The organism is Actinomyces slackii, assembly GCF_900637295.1.
Taxonomy (GTDB): Bacteria; Actinomycetota; Actinomycetes; order Actinomycetales; family Actinomycetaceae; genus Actinomyces; species Actinomyces slackii.
Map to the genome: position 1 here is coordinate 1,735,422 of NZ_LR134363.1, position 21,528 is coordinate 1,756,949.

General features: G+C 71.5%; 22 protein-coding genes. 18 read left to right on the top strand and 4 right to left on the bottom strand.

Annotated features, from left to right (window positions below):
* Positions 1-51 precede the first annotated feature (51 nt).
* The 12 genes from EL266_RS07170 (at position 52) to EL266_RS07225 (ending at position 13,209) form a co-directional block, all read left to right on the top strand.
* On the top strand, positions 52-1,017 hold the full coding sequence (locus EL266_RS07170) for an ABC transporter permease (protein ID WP_026427157.1): 966 nt from the start codon (positions 52-54) through the stop codon (positions 1,015-1,017).
* A complete protein-coding gene (locus tag EL266_RS07175; RefSeq protein WP_026427158.1) occupies positions 1,017-3,203 on the top strand; it encodes a dipeptide/oligopeptide/nickel ABC transporter permease/ATP-binding protein in 2,187 nt (728 codons plus the stop codon). The genes EL266_RS07170 and EL266_RS07175 overlap by 1 nt, the downstream gene beginning before the upstream one ends.
* The gene (locus EL266_RS07180; RefSeq protein ID WP_026427159.1) at positions 3,203-4,015 is read left to right on the top strand and encodes an ABC transporter ATP-binding protein; all 813 of its coding nucleotides are present in this window, start codon (positions 3,203-3,205) and stop codon (positions 4,013-4,015) included. The genes EL266_RS07175 and EL266_RS07180 overlap by 1 nt, the downstream gene beginning before the upstream one ends.
* Positions 4,016-4,072: 57 nt before the next feature.
* Positions 4,073-4,993, top strand: coding sequence for a dihydrodipicolinate synthase family protein (locus tag EL266_RS07185; protein ID WP_026427160.1), 921 nt, complete (start codon positions 4,073-4,075; stop codon positions 4,991-4,993).
* Positions 4,994-5,016: 23 nt separating this feature from the next.
* Positions 5,017-6,066: an ROK family protein gene (locus EL266_RS07190; protein ID WP_051281259.1), complete on the top strand. Its 1,050-nt coding sequence runs from the start codon at positions 5,017-5,019 to the stop codon at positions 6,064-6,066.
* A complete protein-coding gene (locus EL266_RS07195; protein ID WP_026427161.1) occupies positions 6,063-6,773 on the top strand; it encodes an N-acetylmannosamine-6-phosphate 2-epimerase in 711 nt (236 codons plus the stop codon). Before EL266_RS07190 ends, EL266_RS07195 begins: the two co-directional genes overlap by 4 nt.
* A 255-nt stretch (positions 6,774-7,028) precedes the next feature.
* The gene (locus EL266_RS07200) at positions 7,029-7,310 is read left to right on the top strand and encodes an HU family DNA-binding protein (protein WP_026427162.1); all 282 of its coding nucleotides are present in this window, start codon (positions 7,029-7,031) and stop codon (positions 7,308-7,310) included.
* A 194-nt stretch (positions 7,311-7,504) separates the two neighbouring features.
* Positions 7,505-8,299 (top strand): ABC transporter ATP-binding protein, encoded by a 795-nt coding sequence (locus EL266_RS07205; protein WP_051281260.1) that lies wholly within the window; start codon positions 7,505-7,507, stop codon positions 8,297-8,299.
* Positions 8,275-10,005, top strand: coding sequence for a hypothetical protein (locus tag EL266_RS07210; protein ID WP_026427164.1), 1,731 nt, complete (start codon positions 8,275-8,277; stop codon positions 10,003-10,005). The genes EL266_RS07205 and EL266_RS07210 overlap by 25 nt, the downstream gene beginning before the upstream one ends.
* A gap of 113 nt (positions 10,006-10,118) precedes the next feature.
* On the top strand, positions 10,119-10,856 hold the full coding sequence (gene nagB / locus EL266_RS07215) for a glucosamine-6-phosphate deaminase (RefSeq protein WP_026427165.1): 738 nt from the start codon (positions 10,119-10,121) through the stop codon (positions 10,854-10,856).
* 176 nt (positions 10,857-11,032) lie between these two features.
* Complete coding sequence (locus tag EL266_RS07220) at positions 11,033-11,392, top strand: DUF3039 domain-containing protein (protein ID WP_026427166.1); 360 nt, start codon at positions 11,033-11,035, stop codon at positions 11,390-11,392.
* Entirely contained in the window at positions 11,389-13,209 is a 1,821-nt protein-coding gene (locus tag EL266_RS07225) for a DEAD/DEAH box helicase (protein ID WP_026427167.1), read from the top strand. Before EL266_RS07220 ends, EL266_RS07225 begins: the two co-directional genes overlap by 4 nt.
* 10 nt (positions 13,210-13,219) lie before the next feature.
* Here EL266_RS07225 and EL266_RS07230 read toward each other — a convergent pair whose 3' ends face one another.
* Both EL266_RS07230 and EL266_RS07235 read right to left on the bottom strand, forming a co-directional pair.
* On the bottom strand, positions 13,220-14,608 hold the full coding sequence (locus EL266_RS07230) for a nicotinate phosphoribosyltransferase (RefSeq protein ID WP_026427168.1): 1,389 nt from the start codon (positions 14,606-14,608) through the stop codon (positions 13,220-13,222).
* 114 nt (positions 14,609-14,722) lie between these two features.
* Positions 14,723-16,018, bottom strand: coding sequence for an integrase catalytic domain-containing protein (locus EL266_RS07235; RefSeq protein ID WP_232011975.1), 1,296 nt, complete (start codon positions 16,016-16,018; stop codon positions 14,723-14,725).
* A 124-nt stretch (positions 16,019-16,142) separates the two neighbouring features.
* Here EL266_RS07235 and clpS point away from each other — a divergent pair, with 124 nt between their 5' ends.
* Genes clpS through EL266_RS07260 form a run of 5 tightly spaced genes read left to right on the top strand, consistent with a single transcriptional unit; the run spans position 16,143 to position 19,441 of the window.
* Positions 16,143-16,481 carry an ATP-dependent Clp protease adapter ClpS gene (clpS, locus tag EL266_RS07240; protein WP_026426731.1) on the top strand — a complete coding sequence of 113 codons (339 nt, stop codon included), beginning with the start codon at positions 16,143-16,145 and terminating at the stop codon, positions 16,479-16,481.
* On the top strand, positions 16,481-17,200 hold the full coding sequence (locus EL266_RS07245) for a DUF2017 family protein (protein ID WP_026426732.1): 720 nt from the start codon (positions 16,481-16,483) through the stop codon (positions 17,198-17,200). Before clpS ends, EL266_RS07245 begins: the two co-directional genes overlap by 1 nt.
* A 30-nt stretch (positions 17,201-17,230) precedes the next feature.
* Positions 17,231-18,085 (top strand): glutamate racemase, encoded by an 855-nt coding sequence (gene murI, locus EL266_RS07250; protein WP_051281073.1) that lies wholly within the window; start codon positions 17,231-17,233, stop codon positions 18,083-18,085.
* Complete coding sequence (locus EL266_RS07255) at positions 18,082-18,879, top strand: MBL fold metallo-hydrolase (RefSeq protein WP_026426733.1); 798 nt, start codon at positions 18,082-18,084, stop codon at positions 18,877-18,879. Before murI ends, EL266_RS07255 begins: the two co-directional genes overlap by 4 nt.
* A 19-nt stretch (positions 18,880-18,898) precedes the next feature.
* On the top strand, positions 18,899-19,441 hold the full coding sequence (locus EL266_RS07260) for a DUF3054 family protein (RefSeq protein ID WP_126412257.1): 543 nt from the start codon (positions 18,899-18,901) through the stop codon (positions 19,439-19,441).
* Positions 19,442-19,545: 104 nt separating this feature from the next.
* On the opposite strand, the gene rdgB is transcribed toward EL266_RS07260, so the two are convergent.
* Together rdgB and rph are read right to left on the bottom strand one after the other, a co-directional pair.
* Positions 19,546-20,211 (bottom strand): RdgB/HAM1 family non-canonical purine NTP pyrophosphatase, encoded by a 666-nt coding sequence (gene rdgB, locus EL266_RS07265; protein ID WP_034514814.1) that lies wholly within the window; start codon positions 20,209-20,211, stop codon positions 19,546-19,548.
* Entirely contained in the window at positions 20,208-21,029 is an 822-nt protein-coding gene (gene rph / locus EL266_RS07270; protein WP_026426735.1) for a ribonuclease PH, read from the bottom strand. The genes rdgB and rph overlap by 4 nt, the downstream gene beginning before the upstream one ends.
* Positions 21,030-21,162: 133 nt before the next feature.
* Between rph and EL266_RS07275 the strand changes: the two genes are divergently transcribed.
* Positions 21,163-21,456: an antibiotic biosynthesis monooxygenase family protein gene (locus EL266_RS07275; protein ID WP_026426736.1), complete on the top strand. Its 294-nt coding sequence runs from the start codon at positions 21,163-21,165 to the stop codon at positions 21,454-21,456.
* The last annotated feature ends 72 nt before the right edge of the window (positions 21,457-21,528 follow it).

Here is a 21,528-nt window from a genome sequence, read left to right on the forward strand (position 1 = left end):
CCCTCGGCCGCCGACCACGGCGGCAGGACGCTCACGCAAAGGAGCATCACAGTGTCCAATCTCCTGCGACTGATCGGACGGCGCCTGGCCGCGCTGCCGGTCATGGTGCTGGGCGTGACGCTGCTCGTCTTCGTCGTCATGTCGCTGTCCTCGGCCGATCCCGCGCGCCTGGCGCTGGGGGAGTCGGCCTCGCCCGACGCCCTGGAGCAGTACCGCATCGCCCACAACCTCGACGACCCGCTGCTCAAGCGGTACTGGGACTACCTCGTGGGCCTGCTCCATGGGGACCTGGGCACGTCCTTCACCGGGGTCAAGATCTCCGACATGGTCGCCACGGCCTTCCCCATCACCCTGCAGCTGACCTTCATCGGCATCGCAGCGGCCGTGGTGGTGGCCACCGCCCTGGGCGTGATCGCCGCCCTGTACCGCGACCGCTGGCCCGACCAGATCATCCGCGTGATCTCCATCGCCTGCCTGGCCACCCCCTCCTTCTGGCTGGCCCTGCTGCTCATCCAGTGGCTCGGCGATGTGCCCGGCGGCACGGGGACCTTCCCCTCGGTGGTGACCACCTGGGTTCACTTCGAGGATGATCCCACCGGCTACATCAACCAGATCTTCCTGCCGGCCCTGGCCGTGGCCGTGCCCAATGCCGGTTCCCTGACACGGGTGGTGCGCACCGCCATGGTCGAGGAGCTCGACCGCGACTACGTGCGCACCGCCATCGGCGGAGGCATTCCCAAGCACGTCGTGGTGGCCCGCAACGTGCTGCGCAACGCGCTCATCACGCCCCTGACGGTGCTGGGCCTGCGCATCGGCTACGCCATGGGCGGGGCCGTGGTCATCGAGATGATCTTCAACATCCAGGGCATGGGCCAGCTCATCTTCCAGGGAATCACCCGCAACGACGTCAACATCGTCCAGGGGGTCTCCATCACCGTGGCCCTGGCCTTCATCCTCATCAACATCGTGGTCGACATGCTCTACGTGCTTGTCAACCCGCGAATCAGGAGCGTGTGATGCTGCACCGCCGCACCCTTGACAAGGCATCCCAGCCCGGACTGCGATTCCAGGGCTTCAGGGCCCTTCCCCTGAGCTCCAAGATCGCCGTGATCATCCTGGGCATCATCGCCCTGGCCGCCATCCTGGCCCCCCTGGTGGCCCCCTACAGCCCCGGTGCCACCGGCCTGGCCCAGACCGAGACCGTCACCCATATCGAGGGCGTCGGGGAGGTCACCTCCACCGACCCGGCCGTGGCGCCCTCGGCCTCCCACCTCTTCGGCACCGATGCCACCGGCCGCGACATCTTCTCGCGCATCGTCCACGGAGCCCGGGTCTCCCTGGTGGTGGGCCTGGCCGCCACCGGGCTGGCGCTGGCCGTGGCCGCCGTGCTGGGGGCCGTGGCAGCGACCAGCCGAACCTGGATCTCCGAGACCCTCATGCGGCTGCTGGACGTCGTCATGTCCTTCCCCGGGATCGCCCTGGCCGCGGTGCTCGTCTCGGCGATGTCCACCCGGCTGCCCATGCTGCCGGTGATCATCATCGCCATCGCGGTGCTCTACACGCCCCAGCTCACCCGGGTGGTGCGCGCCAACATCCTGTCCCAGTTCGGGGAGGACTATGTGGCGGCCAGTCGCGTCATGGGATCGGGCACGGCCTGGATCCTGGCCAAGCACGTGGCCCGCAACTGCATCGCCCCCATCATGGTCTTCGCCACCGTGCTGGTGGCCGACGCCATCGTCTTCGAGGCCTCCCTGTCCTTCATCGGGGCGGGCATCAAATCGGTCAACGCCGCGACCTGGGGAAACATGCTCTCCGAGGGCAAGGCGCTGCTGCTCAGCGGCCACTGGTGGCCCACCTTCTTCCCCGGCCTGATGATCCTCATCACCACGCTGTGCCTCAACATCCTCTCCGAGGGCCTGACCGACGCCATGGCCTCTCCGCGCATCAAGGCCCGGGCCGACGTCCAGGCCGACGAGGAGGCCATGGAGACCCGCGCCGCCCGGGACGACAGCGCCTGGCAGGAGGCCGCCGAGGCTGTCACCAAGGCCGCCTCCGCCAAGGAGGAGGCCGGCACCGACGGCCCCGAGGACCCCGGCGCCGGGGAGGCGCTCAGCCGCAGCGCCCTGACCGGGGTGAGCGCCGCCGCGGTGGAGGATGTGCCCCTGGACAAGCGCCTGAGCGATCTGCGGGTCTCCGAGCTGGCCCGCGCCGACCGCCTGGTCTACGACAACCCGGGGGCCGAGCCCGTCCTGGAGGTCAAGAACCTGTCCATCGCCTTCCCCGAGCAGCACGGCGAGGTCGACATCGTCGACTCGGTGTCCTTCTCCGTGCGTCCCGGCGAGGCCATGGGCCTGGTGGGGGAGTCCGGCTGCGGGAAGTCCATCACCTCCCTGGCGGTCATGGGACTGCTGCCCCCCAGCGCCCGCATCACCGGCGAGATCCTCTTCCAGGGCCGCAACATCCTGGAGATGAGCCCGGCCGAGCACAATGCGCTGCGCGGCCACGAGATGAGCATGATCTACCAGGACGCCCTGTCCTCCCTCAACCCCTCCATGCTCATCCGCTCCCAGATGAAGCAGCTGACCTCCCGGGGCGGGACCCGCAGCGCCGAGGAGCTCCTGGAGCTGGTGGGACTCGATCCCGTGCGCACCCTGAGGAGCTACCCCCACGAGCTGTCCGGGGGCCAGCGCCAGCGCGTCCTCATCGCCATGGCACTGACTCGCGACCCCGCCCTGGTGCTGGCCGACGAGCCCACCACCGCCCTGGACGTCACCGTCCAGAAGCAGGTCATCGACCTGCTGGGGGAGCTGCGCGAGAAGCTGGGCTTCGCCATGGTCTTCGTCTCACACGACCTGGCCCTGGTGGCCAAGCTCGCCCACCGCATCACCGTCATGTACGCCGGCCAGGTCGTCGAGCAGGCGCCCACGGCCGAGCTGCTGTGCAACCCGGTCCATGAGTACACCCGCGGACTGCTGGGGGCGGTGCTGTCCATCGAGTCCGGCTCCACCCGCCTGCACCAGGTGCGCGGCGTGGTGCCCTCGCCCAGCGAGTTCGTCGCCGGCGACCGATTCGCCCCGCGCTCCTCCCACCCCGGGGTCGGCCTGGATACCCGACCGGTGCTCCAGCCCGTTCCCGGATCCCCTGACCACCACTGGGCCGTCACCCCCGAGCTCGAGGCCCTGCTCGACAAGGAGCGTCACTGATGCCCGCCGCCACCTGGAACCCCGCCGACCCCGTCATCGAGCTGCGCGGCGTCCACGTCATCCACACCTCGCGCACCGGCTCGCTCTTCAAGCCCGAGAAGGTCCATGCCGTCAACGACGTCAGCCTGTCGGTGCGCCGCGGCGAGACCCTGGGCCTGGTGGGGGAGTCGGGCTGCGGGAAGTCGACCACCGCGCGGGTCATGGTGGGCCTGCAGGCCGCCACCCGCGGGGAGGTCCTCTTCAAGGGCAGACCCCTGGGGCGCTCGGCCGCGGACCGCCGCGAGCTGGGGCGCTCGGTCTCCGTGGTCTTCCAGGACCCGGCCACCGCCCTCAACCCCCGCATGCTCATCCGCGACACCCTCATCGACCCGCTCAACGTCCACGGGATCGGCTCGCAGGCCGAGCGCGAGGGCCGCGTGCGCGACCTGCTCCACCTGGTGGGCCTGCCGCCCTCGGCACTCAACGTCCTTCCCCGCCAGATCTCTGGGGGCCAGCGCCAGCGCGTGGCCATCGCCCGGGCCCTGGCCCTGGGCCCCGACATCATCGTGGCCGACGAGCCGACCAGCGCCCTGGACGTCTCGGTGCGGGCCCAGGTGCTCAACCTGCTCCAGGACCTCAAGGCGAGCCTGGGGCTGGGCCTGGTCTTCATCAGCCACGACATCAACACCGTGCGCTACGTCTCCGACCGGATCGCCGTCATGAACTCCGGCAGCATCGTGGAGACCGGCACCACCGAGGAGATCTTCTCCCATCCCAACCAGGACTACACCCGCACCCTGCTCGGCGCGGTCCCCTCACTGCTCCAGGCCTGAGCCCCGGCCAGGCCAGCTCCACCCACCACCCCCCCGCACCGTAGAAGGACTCCGCCCATGGACACCCGCTTCACCGGCGTCATCCCGCCCGTCATCACCCCCTTCACCCCCCAGGGCGAGCTCGACGCCCAGAGCCTGGACCGCCTCATCGACCACCTCATCGACGGCGGCGTCCACGGCCTGTTCCCCCTGGGCTCATCCGGCGAGGTCGCCTACCTGACCGACGCCCGGCGCGAGGCCGTGCTCCGGCGCGTCGTCTCCCGCGTGGACGGGCGCGTGCCCGTCCTGGCCGGGGCCATCGACACCACCGCCTCGCGCGTCATCGAGCAGGCCCGGCGGGCCCAGGACCTGGGGGCCGACGCCGTCGTGGTCACCTGCCCCTTCTACGCCCTCAACGATGAGGCCGAGATCGCCGCCCACTTCCGGGCCGTGGCCGCCGCCCTGACCATCCCCGTCCTGGCCTATGACGTCCCCGTGCGCCTTGGCGGGACCAAGCTCTCGCGCGACCTGCTCGTGGGCCTGGGCAAGGAGGGCGTGATCGTCGGGGTCAAGGACTCCTCGGGCGACGACGTGGCCTTCCGCCGTCTCGTGGCCGCCAACGAGGCGGCCGGACACCCCCTCGCCCTGCTCAGCGGGCATGAGCTCATGGTCGACGGGATGCTCCTGCTGGGCGCTGACGGCTGCGTGCCCGGATACGGCAACGTCGAGCCCCGCCCCTACCGCCAGATGTGGGACGCCTCCAGGCAGGGCCAGTGGCAGCGGGTCCGCGAGATCCAGGACGGGCTCGCCGCCCGGTTCGAGGCGGTCTTCGCCGTCCAGGGACGCTCCGGCGATGCCACCGGCATCGGGGCCTTCAAGACCGCCATGGCCCAGATGGGCATCATCGCCACCAACCGCATGGCCTTTCCCATCGAGCCGCTGGAGGAGGCCAACAGGGAGGCAGTGGTCGAGGTCATGAGGCGCGAGGGCCTCATCTGAGGACGCGTCACGAGGAGCCCGCCATGGAGTCCGCACAGCGCATCTGCGCCCCCGACCCTCATGGGCCGGGCGCCGTCGTCGGCCTGGACCTGGGCGGCACCAAGATGGCCGCCGCCCTGGTGGGGGCCGATGGCGTCCTCCTGGGTCCCGCGGCCCGCCTGGACACCCCGGCCAGCCAGGGGCCGGAGGCGATTCTCGACGCCGTCGCCTCCCTGGTGCTGGACCTGGCCGCCTCGGCGGGGCCGGGAGAGCCGCCGATCGCCGCGGTGGGAATCGGCACCGCCGGGGTGGTCGACACCACTACCGGCACCATCATCTCGGCGACCGAGGCGCTCGCGGGCTGGGCCGGCACCCCCGTGGCCCAGGGCCTGTCCCAGCGCCTGGAGCCCGCCGGCCTGGGCCGCATCCCCATCGACGTGGTCAACGACGTCGACGCCTACGCCACCGCCGAGGCCTGGAGGGGAGCCGGGCGGGGATGCTCCAGCCTTCTCGTGGCCGCCGTGGGAACCGGGGTGGGAGGGGCCCTGGTTTTGGAGGGGCGGACCCGGCGCGGAGCCCACCACGTGGCCGGGGAGATCGGGCACATCCCCGCCCCGGGCGCGCAGGGGGAGACCTGCACCTGCGGGCGGATCGGGCACCTGGAGGCCGTTGTGGCGGGGCCCCAGATCCACCGGCGGTACCTGGCCGGGGGAGGGGACGACGCCGTGCGGGACGCCCGCCAGGTCGAGGAGCGGGCCCTGGCCGGAGAGGAGCTGGCCCTGGCGGTCTACCGCGACTCGGCGCAGGCCCTGGGACAGGCGCTGGCGGGACTGGCCAGCGCCATCGACCCCGATCGCATCCTCATCTCCGGGGGCCTGGCCCGGGCGGGGGACCTGTGGTGGGGGCCCCTGCGCCGGGCCTTCGCCGCCGAGGTCATCGAGCCCCTGGCCGGCATCGAGATCCTCCCGGCCGCCCTGGGAACCACCGCCCCCATCATCGGGGCCGCGCGCGGCGCCCTGAGGGCCGCGGGCCTGCCCGAGACCGAGCCGGGCGCCGCCCGGGACACCACCGATCAGCCCCAGGAGGAGCCGTGACCACGACCCGCCAGCCGCCCCCCGGTGACCACCCCGTTCTGACGCGCCTGCGCGGCGGGCTCATCGCCTCCGCCCAGGCCTACCCGGGCGAGCCCATGCGCGATCCGCGCACCATGTGCCAGGTCGCCCAGGCCTGCGCCACAGGAGGAGCCGTGGGCATCAGGGCCCAGGGTCTGGCCGACCTGAGCCTCATCACCCAGCAGGTCGACCTTCCGGTCATCGGGCTGTGGAAGGACGGGACCCAGGGCGTCTTCATCACCCCCACCCTGACCCACGCCATCGCCGTGGCCTCCACCGGCTGCCAGATCGTCGCCCTGGACGGGACCCGCCGACCCCGCCCCGACGGGCTCACTCTGGCCCAGACCGTGGCCGAGCTGCGCCAGGCACGGACCGGTGCCCTGGTCATGGCGGACTGCGGAAGCCTTGAGGACGCCCTGGCCGCCCAGGACGCCGGCGTCGACATCCTGGGCACCACCCTGGCCGGCTACACCGGGCAGCGCCCCGCCACCCAGGGCCCGGACCTGGAGCTGGTCGATGAGATCGTGGCCCGCGCCGAGCTGCCCGTCATCGTCGAGGGCCGCGTGCACACTCCCGCCCAGGCCGCCGCCGCCATGGAGCGGGGGGCCTTCGCCGTCGTGGTGGGCACGGCCATCACGCACCCGACCACGATCACCTCCTGGTTCGTCAGCGCCGTCAGCGGCGCCTGAACGGGGTCGCCTCGCACGGCACGAACAGGGCGGCAGGGAAGCCGGAAGGGCGCGGATTCGCCCAGGGGGAAACCGCGCCCTCCAGCGAATCGGTTCACATGAGACAGGTGTGACAGCAGTGGCGCACGGGCGTCAATTGTTACGCGTCATGCGGCGCAACACCGGCTCTGTACCTGACAAATCCCAGGTTCTATGCGTAGCGTTGCAGGCAGTGGCACCACAAACGGGTGCCCACCCACGATCGAGAGGGAAGACATGTCTGTCAACCGCACCGAGCTCATCGCCGCCATCGCCGAGAAGGCCGGCCTGACCAAGACCGACGCCGACGCGTTCCTGGGTGCCTTCCAGGACGTCCTGGTCGAGAACGTCGCCAAGGGCGAGGCCGTCAAGATCACCGGCCTCATGGGCGTTGAGCGCGTCGAGCGCGCTGCACGCACCGGCCGCAACCCCCGTACCGGCGAGGAGATCCAGATCCCCGCCGGCTACGGCGTCAAGGTCACCGTCGGCTCTTCCCTGAAGAAGGCCGTCGCCGGCTGAACGCGGCGCAGCCAGTGCGCATCGGGCCCGCGGGCCCCGGGCGATACCCGGGACCCGCGGGCCCGACGCGTGCTCGGCGCACCGCCGTGCGGGATCAGTCCGCTGACCCACGGGGAGCGCCTGGTCCTCCGCGACGAGACGCGCCCCTTCCCCGGGTGGATGTGCCGGCGCCTGATATCCCCTAGCGTGATGGCATGTCCGCACAGCCTCCGCACCAGCCCAGTCCCGGTGCTCCCGCCATCGTCCTGGAGGGGCTCGCCAAGGCCTTCGGCCACAAGCTCGCCGTTGACCACCTGAGCCTGGAGATCCCCACCGGGAGCTTCTACGGGGTGGTGGGCCCCAACGGCGCAGGCAAGACCACCACCCTGTCCATGGCCACGGGCCTGCTGCGCCCCGACGCCGGACGCGCCCTCATCCACGGCACCGACATCTGGGCCGAGCCGCAGCGGGCCAAGGCGCTCCTGGGGGTCCTGCCCGACGGTCTGCGCACCTTCGACCGGCTCAACGGCATGGAGCTGGTCACCTACTCCGGCCTCCTGCGCGGCATGGAGCGCCAGACCGTCGAATCGAGGGCCGTCGAGCTCATCACCGTGCTGGGCCTGTGGGAGGCCGGCACCAAGCTCGTGGCCGACTACTCGGCGGGCATGCGCAAGAAGATCCACCTGGCCTGCGCCATGGTGCACTCCCCGGCCATCCTCGTCCTGGACGAGCCCTTCGAGGCCGTCGACCCCATCTCCGCTCAGACCATTCAGACGATCCTGCGGGACTTCGCGGCCGCCGGGGGAACCGTCGTCATCTCCAGCCACGTTATGGACACCGTCGAGCGCCTGTGCGATCACGTGGCCATCATCAACGCCGGCCGCGTCATGACAGCGGGGTCCACCACTGAGGTCGCCGCCGGAGGCAGCCTTGAGGAGCGCTTCACCCAGGTCGTGGGGGCGCAGGTGCGCACGGAGGGACTGGCATGGTTGCGACCCTCGTCTCACTGAGGTGGCGCCTGACCCTCAACGCCCTGCGCTCCAACGTGTGGGCGCTGATCGGCAGCATCATCGGCGCCCTGTACGCCATCGGCGCGCTGGGCGGGCTCATCGCGGCAGCGGTCGGGCTGGGCGCCTATGCCGCCCCCCAGGACGCGGCCGTGCTGCTCGGCGCCCTGGGCGCGGCGCTGGTGATCGGCTGGTGCCTCGTCCCCCTGCTGCTCACCGGAGCCGACGCCACCCTCGACCCCCGGGCCATCGCCGCCTGGACCGCCCCCTCACGGCCCCTGGCCCGGGGGCTCCTCGCCGCGGGGGCCGCAGGGATCCCGGGCCTGGTCACCGCCGTGGCGTGCCTGCTGCCGGCGCTGGTCTGGATGGTCGCCGGCCAGTTCCTGGCCGCACTGCTGGCCCTGCTCTGCGCTCCTGCCGCCCTCGCGGCCTGCGTGACCATCTCCCGGATCATCGTGGTCTCAGCGAACCTGTCCTCCTCGCGCCGGGGCAAGGAGATGACCACCATCATCGCCTTCATCGTCGTCCTGATCGCCTCACTGCTGCCCTCCTTGTTCAACGCCTCCCTGGGCGCCCACGGTCCGGAGATCCTCGAGTCCTTCAGGCGCGCCGGGCAGATCCTGGCACTGACCCCCTTCGGCTGGGCCTTCCTCGCCCCGGGCATGGCCGCCACCGGCAAGCCCCTGGCAGCACTGGCCCTGGCCGCAGGCGGCTGGATCATCCCCCTTGCGCTCCTGCGGCCCTGGGAGAGGCTGGTCGCCGCCGTGATGACCAGGCCCGCCGGGCACAGCGGCCGCACCCGCGCCTACGCCTCTGCCAACCCTGCCAGCGGCGACCGGCAGTCGGCCGGCAGTGTTGACGCGCTGACCTGGGCTCGCCGACTGGGCTCCCTCCTGCCGGGGCTGCCGGCCGCCTCGGCCGCCATCGCCGCGCGATGCCTGCGCTACTGGCGCTCGGACCCGCGCTACCTGGCCCAGGTCGTCTCCATCGTCTTCCTGCCCATGGTCGTCGTCATCGTGCCCATCGGCATTCGCGGCACAGTGCAGGTCAACGGGGAGCCGCTGACCATGAGCCTGGCCATCGGCCAGGCGCCGGCCGCCATGCTGCTCACCGTTCCCCTCATCGCCCTCCTGATGGGCTGGGCCGTTCATGACGACCTGGGCTTCGACTCCACCGCCCTGTGGAGCCACATCAGCGCCGGAGTGCCCGGGCGCCACGACATCCTGGGCCGCGTGGTGGCCGCCGCCGTCTGGGAGCTGCCCACCCTGCTGGTCATGGGGGCGGGCATGCTCCTGTGGACCGGGCGCTGGCAGGACGCGCCCGCCCTCCTGGGCGGCGCACTGGCCCTCTACGGCTGCTCCCTGGGCTGGTCGGCCATGACCTGCGTCCTGCTGCCCTATGAGACCAACGCGCCGGGGGAGAGCCCCCTGAACTCGCGCACCTCGGGAATGGCCATCGTGGTGGCCCTCATCCAGATGATCGGCATGCTCGCCATCCTGCTGGTGAGCGCCCCGGCAACCGGCCCGGCCATCTACGCCGCCTTCAGCGACAGCACTCCGTGGCGATGGGCCGCCGGGGTCATCGGTCTCCTGTGGGGGGCCGGTGCCGCCGGGCTGGGCATCATCATGGGCGGGCGCCTGCTTGATGCCCGCGGCCCAGCGATCCTGGCGACCATCCGCTCCTGGCCCGGCCACAGCCAGGAGCGCTGAGCCCTCCCCGGCGGGTGAGCCGAGGCTCGCGCGGCCCTGGAGTAGAGTGCACCGTGTCGCGGCCCACACATGGCTTGCGCACTGACACCTTCAGAGCTCGGAGAGGACCCATTGTGAAACTCGTCATCCTGGACACGGCCGAGGCGATCGCCCAGCGCGCTGCCGACGAGATCGAGGCATTGCTGACCGCCAAGCCGAACGCCATCCTGGGGACCGCCACCGGCTCGAGCCCCCTGCCCCTCTACGACGAGCTCACCGCCCGCTGCGCCGCCGGGCGCATCAGCTTCGCCGAGGTCACCGGCTTCATGCTCGACGAGTACGTGGGACTGCCCGAGGGCCACCCCGAGCGCTACGCCACCTTCATGGAGACCAACCTGCGCTCGCGGGTGGATATGCGCCCCGGCGCCCTGCACGGCCCCAACGCCCTGGCCGAGGATCTCCAGGCCGCCTGCCAGGAGTATGAGGAGCAGATGGCCGCCGCCGGCTACTGCGACCTGCAGATCCTGGGCATCGGCACCGACGGCCACATCGGCTTCAACGAGCCGGGAGGGCCCCTGGACTCGCGCACGCATGTCGACGTCCTGACCGAGCAGACCCGCAGGGACAACGCCCGCTTCTTCAACGACGACATCGAGGCCGTGCCCACCCACTGCCTCACCCAGGGCCTGGCCACCATCATGGAGGCCCGAAAGCTCCTCCTCATCGCCACCGGCGAGGGCAAGGCCCAGGCCATCCGCGAGCTCGTCGAGGGCGAGATCAGCGCCGAATGGCCGGCCACCGTCATGCAGGGCCACGACGACGCCCTGGTGCTGGTGGACCCGGCAGCCGCCAGCCTCCTGACGCGCGACTGACGCGCAGGTGACGCGTAGGTGACGCGCAGACGATGCGGCAGGGCACTGCTCTTGCTGCCCTGCCGCGGGATCCTGCGGCGCGCCTGCCCGAGCCCGGCCTGTGGGGAGAGCCTCCCCACAGGCTCCCTCCCTGGCGCGCGCCCCCCGAGCCCTTGGGGCCGTCCTACACTGGAGGCATGACTCCTATCCTCGCCAGCGCAGACCCCGGTGACCCCGGCCGTCCCTCGGATCCCGCTGCCGAGCCCTCTCAGGGCGTGGGCACGGCGGTGCTCGAGCGCGAGGAGCTCCAGTCCACCGATGACGGCGACGCCGACCGCTTCGCCCACTACGTGCGCAAGGACAAGATCGCCGCCGCGGCGACCACCGGGCGCCCCGTGGTCGCCCTGTGCGGCAAGGTGTGGACCCCCGGGCGCGACCCGTCGAAGTACCCGGTGTGCCCCACCTGCAAGTCCATCTACGAGCAGATGCGCGATGGCGGCGACTCCGGCAAGGGGCCGCGCTTCCCCCGCTTCCCCTTCGGACGAGGCGGTCAGTGAGCGCCGCCACCGGCGGTCGGGCAGCTCACCACCCCTCGCGGGTATCGACGTCGGCAGCGCAGAGCCTGCCTCCGGCCTACCCCCGTCGTGCCGCCTGGGGGACGGCCGGATCCCTGCGCGCATGGCAGGCGGCGGCCCTGGAGCAGTACCTGACCGCCATGCCCGAGGACTTCATGGCGGTGGCGACCCCCGGGGCGGGCAAGACCACCTTCGCACTGCGCGTGGCCACGGAGCTGCTCAGTGCCGGGGATGTTCACAGGCTCACCGTCGTGTGCCCCACCGAGCACCTGAAGTACCAGTGGGCCGAGGCCGCCGCCCGCGTGGGCATCCACATCGACCCCGCCTACGCCAACTCCCAGGGGGCGCTGGGAGCCCGCTTCGACGGCGTCGCCCTGACCTACGCCCAGGTCGCCGCCAACCCCAACCTCCACCGCGCCCGCACCGACCGCTCCCGGACCCTGGTGATCCTCGACGAGATCCACCACGCCGGCGACGCCCTGAGCTGGGGGGACGCCATCCGGGAGGCCTTCACCCCTGCCCGGCGCCGCCTGGCCCTGACCGGGACGCCCTTCCGCTCAGACATCGCCCCTATTCCCTTCGTGCGCTACCGGCCCGACTCCGCCGGCGTCCAGCGCTCCCAGGCCGATTACTCCTACGGGTACTCCGATGCCCTGCGCGACGGCGTCGTGCGCCCGGTGATGTTCATGTCCTACTCCGGGCAGATGCGCTGGCGCACCAAGGCGGGCGACGAGGTGGCCGCGCGACTGGGCGAGCCCCTGACCAAGGACATGGAGTCCCAGGCCTGGCGCACCGCCCTGGACCCGGCGGGGGAGTGGATCCCCGCCGTCCTGGCCGCCGCCGATCAGCGCCTGAGCGAGGTGCGCCGTCAGGTCCCCGACGCCGGCGCCCTGGTCATCGCCTCCAACCAGGCCACCGCCCGGGCCTATGCCAAGCAGCTGCATGCCATCACCGGCCAGGCTCCCACCGTGGTGCTCTCCGATGACTCGGGGGCCTCCAGCCGCATCGAGGCCTTCGCCGCCTCCACCGACCGCTGGATGGTCGCGGTGCGCATGGTCTCCGAGGGAGTCGACGTCCCGCGCCTGGCCGTGGGCGTCTACGCCACCTCCACCTCCACGCCCCTGTTCTTCGCCCAGGCGGTGGGCAGATTCGTGCGCTCCCGGGCCCGCGGGGAGACGGCCTCGGTGTTCCTGCCCTCGGTCACCCCCCTGCTGGGGCTGGCCAATGAGATGGAGGTCGCCCGCGACCACGCCCTGGCCAGGCCGCAGGCCCAGGACGACGGGGACACGCTGTTCAACCCCGAGGACCGGCTGGTGGCCGAGGCCAACAAGGAGGAGTCCGCCTCGGCCGATCTTCTGCCGGGCTATGAGGCCATGGGCAGTCAGGCCGAGTTCGACCGCGTGCTCTTCGATGGCGGTGAGTTCGGCACCGGGGCCATGGTGGGCTCGGTGGAGGAGCAGGAGTACCTGGGTCTGCCCGGCCTGCTGGAGCCCGAGCAGGTCACGGCCCTGCTGCGCCAGCGACAGGACAAGCAGATCCAGGCCCAGAGGAAGCAGGCGGCCGCCGCCGAGCAGCGGCGCGCCAACTCAGGGGTGGATGACGCCCGTCGTCGGGCTGCGGCCCGCAAGGAGCTCTCCCAGCTGGTCTCCGCCTGGGCGCGGCGCTCCAATCAGCCTCATGGCGTGGTCCACACCGAGCTGCGACGGGTGTGCGGCGGACCGGAGGTGGCCGCGGCCTCGACCGAGGAGATCGAGAAGCGCATCCAGACGCTGCGACGCTGGTTCGTGGGCAAGCGGTAGGCCGCCGGCCTCAGCGCCGCCTGGCTCCGGTGCCGTCCAGGTCGACGTGCCGGGTGGGCAGCGCCGGCTCGCCCTCGCTCAGGCGCCAGGCGTCGTAGGGGAGCTCGGCGCGGGAGACCCGGTGGCGCTCGGCGGCGGCTTGGAGGGCCTCGTGCCCGCGGTGCTCCTCGACGATCCGGCCCTCCTCGACCAGGGTCACCTGCAAGGGACGGGCATGGGCGGCCTCGAGGGCCCTCATGGCCTCGGCCTGCGCGCTGCAGGACACGACGAGCTCCTCGACGGCGGTTCCCGAGGAGTCCAGGACGCGCCCGGCCCACTTGGCCCCGCCCACCGTGGACTTGCCGCCCGAGGAGAACTTGGCGACCTCCTCCATCCGCCCGGTGGCGCCCTGGCGCTCGACCAGCTTGTAGACCAGTGCGGCGGTCGGGCGCCCTGAGCCGGTGACGAGCCGGGTCCCCACCCCGTAGGAGTCCACCGGGGCGGCGCCCAGTCCGGCGATCGCGTACTCATCCAGATCGCTGGTCACGGTGATCTTCGTGGAGGTGGCGCCCAGGGCGTCGAGCTGGGCGCGCACCTTGAAGGCCCCGGCCACGAGGTCGCCGGAGTCCAGGCGCACCGCCCCCAGCTCGCCGCCCGCCGCGCGGGCCGCGGCCACCGCCCGCTCCACGCCGGTGGCCACGTCGTAGGTGTCCACCAGGATCGTGGTGCCGGTTCCCAGGGAGGCGATCTGCGCGGCGAAGGCCTCCTCCTCGGAGTCGTGCAGGAGGGTGAAGGAGTGCGCCGAGGTGCCGAAGGTGGGAATGTCATAGGCCAGGCCCGCCTCCAGGTTCGATGTCCCCACGAATCCGCCGACGACGGCCGCCCGGGCCGCGGCCACCGCCGCCTGCTCGTGCGCGCGACGAGCGCCGAAGTCGATGCAGGGCCGGCCGTGGGCGGCGATGGTCATGCGCGAGGCCGCCGAGGCCACGGCGCAGTCGTAGTTGTAGATGGACAGGGCCACCGTCTCGATGATGCAGGCCTCGGCGAAGGTCCCCTCGACGCTGAGAAGCGGCGAGCCGGCGAAGTAGCACTCGCCCTCGGCATAGCCGCGGATCGTCCCGGTGAAGCGGTAGTCGCGCAAGTAGTCCAGCGTCTCGTCATTGACCACGCCGGTGCGGTGGAGGAAGTCGATCTGCTCGCCGGTGAAGGTGAAGGACTCGATCGCGTCCAGCAGCCTGCCGGTGCCGGCCACCACCCCGAATCGGCGTGATCCGGGCAGGCGGCGACCGAAGAGCTCGAAGACGCTGGGGCGGCTCGCCGTCCCCGAGTGCAGGGCCGACTGCAGCATCGTCAGCTCGTACATGTCGGTGAGCAGTGAGGTCGACGGCGCGGTCGACGGCGCGGTGTGGAAGCTGTTCACGGCAGCAACCTATCCCGCCATCGCCCCGCAGCGCAGTTCTCGACGGTGCCCCGCCCGCCGCGCCGAGCCGCGGGGTGCCTCATGTCAAGGTGCCCGCGAAATCTTCTCCGTGCCTCATGTAGGAATGCCCGCAAAACGGGTGGGGTGTCGGGAGGCTTTCTTGACGCGGATGCTGTGGTGGACGTCGGGCAGGGCGCTGGGGATCTGGGCGGCGTAGAGCTCGTCGGTCTTGGTCTTGGCCTGCATGATCAGGGAGGCCTGAAGGTCGTGGATGCGCCTGGCGATCTTGGCGGGGTTGAGGCTGTCGCGGTAGGCGATCAGCTCATCCTTGTGCTGGCCGGTCAGGGCATCAGTGGACAGGAGCCGCTCCAGCGGGGTGGCGGGGGCGTCGTAGAGGCGCTTGCGCCGCCCGGCCTTGTCGGTGCCCCACCCGACGGGCTTGCGGGTGGGTGTCAGGAAGTTGAGGCGGTCGTCGACCAGGGACCACAGGCGGTTCAGGGTGGCGCGCTCGGTGTCGGTGTCGTACCGGTAGTAGAAGCCGTAGCGGCGCACGAGATGGTTGTTCTTGGACTCGATGGTCGCCTGGTCGTTCTTGCGGTAGGGCCGGGCCCTGGTGAAGTAGATGCCCAGGTTGCCGGCCCATGCCACGACCCCGTGGTTGATGAACTCGCTGCCGTTGTCGAAGTCCATGCCCAGCAGCGGGAACGGGACGGCGTCGATGGCTGCGTCCAGGGCGGCAATGATGTGCTTCTCCGCGTTGTTGCGCATCGTGCGGGTGAACACCCACCCGGTGAGCACGTCGGTCATGTTCAGGGTCCGGGCGAACTCGCCCTTGAGGACCGGGCCGCAGTGGGCGACGGTGTCGACCTCGAAGAACCCCGGGGCGGCCTCGATCTCGTCACCGGCCTTGCGGATGGTGATCGAGTTGCGCAGCAGCGGCCCGGCCTTGGTGGTGCTGATCCCCCGGACGGGGTCCTTGGCGCGTACTGGGGCCAGGTACCGGTCGATGGTCGCCGCACTCATGGCCTCCAGCTCTGCCCGCACCTGGGGCGTGTATCGGGGCTCGTCATCCAGCTCCCCGTGGGACTGGAGCAGGTCGAGCAGCAGCGGCATGGACGCCGCCAGGTACTTGCCGCACTGCCCGCCACTGGCCGCCCACACCTTTTGCAGGACCTTCAGGGCGTCATAGGAGTACTTGCGGCCCCTGGGCCTGGGCGCCTCCTTCTTGGCCCCGCCAGGGCGCTTGGCGGCCTGGGTCAGGCGCCTGCGCGCGTTGTCCCGGCTCCAGCCAGTCACCGCGCACACCTCGTCGAGCATCCGCCCCTTATCGCCCTTGGACGCCCTGGCATACGCCGTGGCGTACTTCCTGGTGATCTCAGCCCTAGCCCCCATCGACAACTCGCTTCCCATGCCCACCACGGTCCGCGGATTTCGCGGGCACTTCCACATGAGGCACGGGACCTCCTTCGCGGGCATCCACGATGAGTCTCGTCGCCCTGGTGCCGGTGCTCCGGTGGGCCGATACGCTGGGGGCATGAGCCCTTTGCCCGTCGTCGAGCCCGAGGTCATGGAGGAGGCCCGCGTGCGCGCCCAGCGCCTGTGGTGCACCGTGGTCCACGACGATCCGGTCAACACCATGAGCTACGTGACCTGGGTCTTCCACTCCTACTTCGGCCTGCCGATCCCCGTGGCCAGGGCCCGCATGCTCGAAGTCCACACCGCAGGACGGGCGGTGGTCTCCCGTGGCTCGCGCGAGCGCATGGAGGTCGATGTCTCTGCCATGCACGGCTACGGCCTGCGCGCCACCATCGAGCCCCTGGCCGGTGGACAGGAGCAGGATGACGGCCATGACCCATCCGGGGGAGCCGCCTGATGCGCGCCTTCGTCCCAGTCGACGCCGGCCTGGCCTGCCACCTGGAGGAGTGGGAGCGGGTCCTGCTGTCCCGCCTCGCCCTGGAGGTCGTGGCCATCCTGGAGGTCCAGAGCGCTGAGGGGACCGTTCCCAGCGCAGCCGCCGATCCCGCACTCGAGCACTCCGACATCCGGCCGGGTGAGTCCAGTCGTGATCGTCAGATCCTGGAGGCGTTGGACTTCGAGCCCGTCGCCCAGGACCAGGAGGCTGCCGGTGCTCCGCAGGTGCCTGCCGGCATGGCCAGGGCCCTGGAGGCCCTCCTGCCCCCGGCGTCGCAGGACCCCGGGATCGCGCGTGAGGTCGCGGAGCTGACCCGCGAGCCCCTGCGCGCCGACAAGGCGGGGCGCCTGGGCCGTCTGGCGGCAGAGCTCGCCACCCCCACCGGACCTCGCGGCGCGGTCCTGGTCCCCCAGGGGCAGGAGAGCGACTGGCTGGGGGCGATGAACGACATGCGCCTGGTCCTGGCGGCCGGCCTGGGCATCGATGGCCCAGAGGATGCCGAGGAGGTTCATGCCCTGGCGCTCCAGGACGATGACCTGCCGCACACCCATGGCGATGAGCACGGGGATGAGACTGCTCACGGTAGCAGGCGCCGAGGCGCAGCACTGGTGTACACCATGGTGACCTGGTGGCAGGAATCACTGGTATCCGTGGTGCTCGGCGGCTCAGCGCCCGCATAGTCTCGCCGAATGAACAATGCTGCTATCGGGATGTTCGACTCGGGTGTCGGCGGCCTGACAGTCGCCCGCGCTGTGATCGACCAGCTTCCCGGTGAGCAGATCCTCTACATCGGGGACACCGCCCACGGCCCCTACGGCCCACGCGACATTGACGAGGTGCGCGCACTGGCGCTGCGCGTCATGGACGAGCTGGTGGACTCCGGCGTCAAGCTCCTGGTCATCGCCTGCAACACGGCCTCGGCGGCGGTGCTGCACACGGCCCGCAACCGCTACACCAAGGGCAAGGGCGTCCCGGTCATCGAGGTCATCCACCCCGCGGCTCGGGCGGCGGCCCACGTCACCCACAACGGCAGGGTGGGGCTGATCGCCACCCAGGGCACAGTCGACTCGGGCGTCTACGAGGATGCTCTGGGCGTGGTGCCGGGCATCACGCTCACCAGCCAGGCCTGCCCGCGCTTCGTCGAGCTGGCCGAGCGGGGCGAGACCACGGGCCCCGAGGTGCTCGACGTCGCTCGGGAGTACCTGGCCCCCATCCAGGCCGCCGAGGTCGACACCCTCATCCTGGGCTGCACCCACTACCCCCTGCTGGTGGGGCCCATCTCCTACGTCATGGGCCGCGATGTCACCCTGGTGACCTCCTCCGACGAGACGGCCAAGGACGTCTACCGGGCCCTGGCCGCCCGGGAGCTGCTGCGCGAGCCCACCGTGGGACAGGCGCGCCACGAGTTCCGCGCCACCGGGGATCCCGAGGCCTTCGCCGTTCTGGCGCGCCGCTTCCTGGGACCCGAGGTCAGCCATGTGCAGCGCGCTGACGCACTGCCCGCAGTCGAGGGCGCTCACGGCGCTGGAGCATCGGCGGGCGGTGGCGCAAGGGGGCGGTCATGAGGCTGACGATCATCGGTTGCACCGGATCGATGTCCGGGCCGGAGTCCTCAGCCTCCTCCTATCTGGTGCAGGCTGAGGGCGTGGGGGCCGATCGCACGCACCGCACCCATTCCCTCGTGCTGGACCTGGGGCCGGGCTCCATGGGTCAGATGCTCAGGCACGTCGACCCTGCCCGCCTGGATGCCATCGCCATCTCCCACTGCCACGCCGATCACATGGTGGACCTGGTGGGCATGCATGTCTACCGCCGCTGGCACCCCGAGGGGGCGCTGGGGCCGGTGGCCTGCCTGGGGCCCTCGAACCTGCTGACGCGCCTGCGCGGCGTGGACGGCGCCGGACTGACCGAGTCCTATCGCACGGAGTTCCGCTTCCTGCGTGCCTTCCACGGGCACTCGGTGGTCGTGGGCCCTCTGACCATCACGCCCTTCACGGCGCTGCACCCGGTGGAGGCCTACGGCTACCGCATCGAGGGGCCCAGCGAGCATGACCCGACCAGACGGGTGTCGCTGGCCTTCACCGGCGACACGGACCTGTGCGAGGGCATGAGTGAGATGTCGCAGGGAGCCGACCTGCTCCTGGCTGAGGCGGCCTTCGTCGAGGGCCGCGACACGGTGCCGGGCATGCACCTGACTGGCCGCAGGGCCGGGCAGCTGGCGGCTCAGGGCGGCGTCGGGCAGCTGGTGCTCACCCACATCCAGCCCTGGACGGACCCGGCGGTGCCCGTGGCCGAGGCCCGGCAGGTCTACTCCGGTCCCGTCCAGGCCGCCCGTGCCGGTGCCGCATGGGAGCTGTGAGGCGGTCGCGACCGTGGCGATGACAAGCGGGGCTTCCGGGCGGCAGGGCGAGGGGAAGGCCCGGATCGACTTCACCCCTGCGGTGCCCGACGGCGCCGACTGCCCGTGGACCAGAGGGCGCCGCACCCGCTGGTGGCTGGTGATCCCTGCCGACCTGGTGGCGATGGGACTGGTCGCGGTTCTCGGAGCGGCTTCGACCCGCGCGACCTCCGCGACGCCCACTGCGCTGTGGCAGGCGGAGGTGGCGGTGTCCGCAGGATGGGCCGTGGCCTGGCTGGTGCGCCGGCGCCGCCCGGACCACCTGGAGATGGCCGCTCCTGAGGGGCTGATCGTCGCGGCGACGGCCTGGGTCGCCTGGAGCGCGCTGCGGTGGGGCCTCCCGATGGGGCAGGGCGGGGACCTGGCCTCCTGGACGGTGATGACCGGGACCTTCCTCCTGGTCTTCCTGTGCGGCTGGCGCTGGCTCTACGGCTATGCCCGGGCCCACGACTCCCTGGTGCCCGCGCCCGTGGCCCGCCGGATGGCCGAGCAGGGTGATCCCGAGGCCGATCGGGCCGACTGATCTGCCTGCCCCTGCCCGCTGGCCGGTGGGATCCGGTGCGGGCCCTCGCCGGTCGCGCCAGCCGGCAAGGCCGTGGACCAGGGCGGCGGGCAGAGGCGTTCGGCTCAGGAGGGGCTGGTCTCGCGGCGCAGCAGGTCGGCCAGGATGGGTGCCAGGGCACGGAAGGCCTGGCCCCGGTGGGAGATGGCGTTCTTCTCCTCGGGTGTCATCTGCGCCGTCGTCAGGCCCGCGCCTCCGGGGGCGTCCTGGGATGCGGGGACGAAGATCGGGTCGTAGCCGAATCCTGCCTCGCCGCGGGGCTCATGAGTCAGGCGACCGTCCATGGAGCGCTCGATGACCGTGGGCTCGCCGCCGGGCACGGCGAGCACCGCGGCGCAGGTGAAGCGAGCGGTGCGATGAGGCTCGTCCACGTCCCTTAGTTGGTCGAGCAGGAGGCGCAGGTTGGCGGCGTCGTCCCCATGGCGCCCGCTCCAGCGTGCCGAGAAGATCCCCGGTGCCCCGCCCAGGACGTCGACGCACAGGCCCGAGTCATCGGCCACGGCCGGCAGGTCCGTGGCCTCCATGAGCGCGCGCGCCTTGAGCAGGGCATTGGCGGCGAAGCTCAGCCCGTCCTCAACGGGCTCGGGCACCGACAGGCTCGCCGCGGAGATCACTGCCTCGGGGGCGAGCCCGGGGACCAGAGGGGCCAGGATCTGCCGCAGCTCGGCGAGCTTGCCCGCATTGTGGGTGGCCAGCACCAGGCGGGTGCCGTCGGGGACGACGACGCTCATGAGGCCTGGTCCCCGGCGTCGGCAGGATCGGTGGAGGCGACGGTGAAGACCTCGCCGGCTGGCCCGGCCAGGGCGCGGCGCTGCAGGGCGGTCAGCTCCCTGTTGCCGGTGGCGGCCAGGTCCAGCAGGGCGTCGAGCTCGTCGCGGTCGAAGGGGGAGTGCTCAGCGGTGCCCTGGACCTCGATGAAGCGCCCGTCCCCGGTCTGGACGACATTCATATCGGTATGGGCGCGCACGTCCTCCTCATAGGGCAGGTCCAGGCAGGGCACGCCGTCGATGATGCCCACACTGATGGCGCTCAGGGAGTCGGACAGGACCGGCCTGCCGGCACGGGCCTTGATGAGGCCCTTGGACGTTCCCCAGGCGACGGCGTCGGCCAGGGCCACGTAGGCGCCGGTGATGGCGGCGGTGCGGGTCCCGCCGTCGGCCTGCAGGACGTCGCAGTCCAGGGCGATGGTGTTCTCACCCAGGGCGGAGACATCGATGATGCCGCGCAGGGCGCGGCCGATGAGCCGGGAGATCTCGTGGGTGCGCCCGCCGACCTTGCCTCGCACGGACTCTCGGCCCGAGCGCTCCGAGCCGGCGCGCGGCAGCATGGCGTACTCGGCCGTCACCCAGCCCTGGCCGCTTCCCTTGCGCCAGCGCGGGACGCCCTCGGTGAAGGAGGCTGCGCACAGGACCCGGGTGCGCCCGAAGCTGATGAGGACGCTGCCCTCGGCGTGGTCGAGCCAGTGGCGGGTGATCGTCACGGGACGCAGCTCGTCAGTGGCGCGGCCATCGCGGCGGGAGAAGGCGGATGCGGAGGAGGTAGCAGTCACGGCGCCCAGGCTACCCGCTGGTGGGGCCGAGAAGGCGTGAGTCGGGGCGCCGCCTCAGCGGGTCGATGAGGGTAGCCTGACCCGAGAAGTCCAGGCCGGGCGGCGGGCATCGCTGCAGAAGGGAGAGAGTCCCATGACCTTTGTCAACATCACTGCCTTGACCATCCCAGAGGGTGCCGAGGCTGAGATCGAGAGGCGCTTCGCCGCGCGCAGGCGGGCCGTGGACGCCTCGCCGGGATTCCAGGGCTTCGAGCTGCTGCGCCCGGTGCTCGGGGAGAGCCGCTACTACGTGGTGACCCGGTGGGACAGCCGAGAGGACTATGAGGCGTGGAGGGCGTCCAGGCCCGCCGGCGGGCATGAGGACGACCAACGCCGGGGCATGAGCATCGAGGTCCGCGGCTTCGAGGTGGTCCAGTTCGAGGAGTAGGGGAGAGCGGGCCGGAGAGTCCGGGCTGTTCGCTGCACTGTGGCGAGAGCGCATCGTTTTTCGAGTGATGAG

Bases quoted from the DNA above. Each gene is read 5' to 3' on its own strand.
- rdgB (WP_034514814.1), bottom strand. From the start codon at position 20,211: ATGAGCGTCGTCGTCCCCGACGGCACCCGCCTGGTGCTGGCCACCCAC.
- EL266_RS07255 (WP_026426733.1), top strand. From the start codon at position 18,082: ATGAGGCTGACGATCATCGGTTGCACCGGATCGATGTCCGGGCCGGAG.
- EL266_RS07180 (WP_026427159.1), top strand. From the start codon at position 3,203: ATGCCCGCCGCCACCTGGAACCCCGCCGACCCCGTCATCGAGCTGCGC.
- EL266_RS07220 (WP_026427166.1), top strand. From the start codon at position 11,033: ATGACTCCTATCCTCGCCAGCGCAGACCCCGGTGACCCCGGCCGTCCC.
- EL266_RS07235 (WP_232011975.1), bottom strand. From the start codon at position 16,018: ATGGGAAGCGAGTTGTCGATGGGGGCTAGGGCTGAGATCACCAGGAAG.
- EL266_RS07245 (WP_026426732.1), top strand. From the start codon at position 16,481: ATGCGCGCCTTCGTCCCAGTCGACGCCGGCCTGGCCTGCCACCTGGAG.
- EL266_RS07175 (WP_026427158.1), top strand. From the start codon at position 1,017: ATGCTGCACCGCCGCACCCTTGACAAGGCATCCCAGCCCGGACTGCGA.
- clpS (WP_026426731.1), top strand. From the start codon at position 16,143: ATGAGCCCTTTGCCCGTCGTCGAGCCCGAGGTCATGGAGGAGGCCCGC.
- EL266_RS07205 (WP_051281260.1), top strand. From the start codon at position 7,505: ATGTCCGCACAGCCTCCGCACCAGCCCAGTCCCGGTGCTCCCGCCATC.
- EL266_RS07210 (WP_026427164.1), top strand. From the start codon at position 8,275: ATGGTTGCGACCCTCGTCTCACTGAGGTGGCGCCTGACCCTCAACGCC.
- EL266_RS07190 (WP_051281259.1), top strand. From the start codon at position 5,017: ATGGAGTCCGCACAGCGCATCTGCGCCCCCGACCCTCATGGGCCGGGC.
- EL266_RS07200 (WP_026427162.1), top strand. From the start codon at position 7,029: ATGTCTGTCAACCGCACCGAGCTCATCGCCGCCATCGCCGAGAAGGCC.
- EL266_RS07185 (WP_026427160.1), top strand. From the start codon at position 4,073: ATGGACACCCGCTTCACCGGCGTCATCCCGCCCGTCATCACCCCCTTC.
- EL266_RS07275 (WP_026426736.1), top strand. From the start codon at position 21,163: ATGACCTTTGTCAACATCACTGCCTTGACCATCCCAGAGGGTGCCGAG.
- EL266_RS07260 (WP_126412257.1), top strand. From the start codon at position 18,899: ATGACAAGCGGGGCTTCCGGGCGGCAGGGCGAGGGGAAGGCCCGGATC.
- murI (WP_051281073.1), top strand. From the start codon at position 17,231: ATGTTCGACTCGGGTGTCGGCGGCCTGACAGTCGCCCGCGCTGTGATC.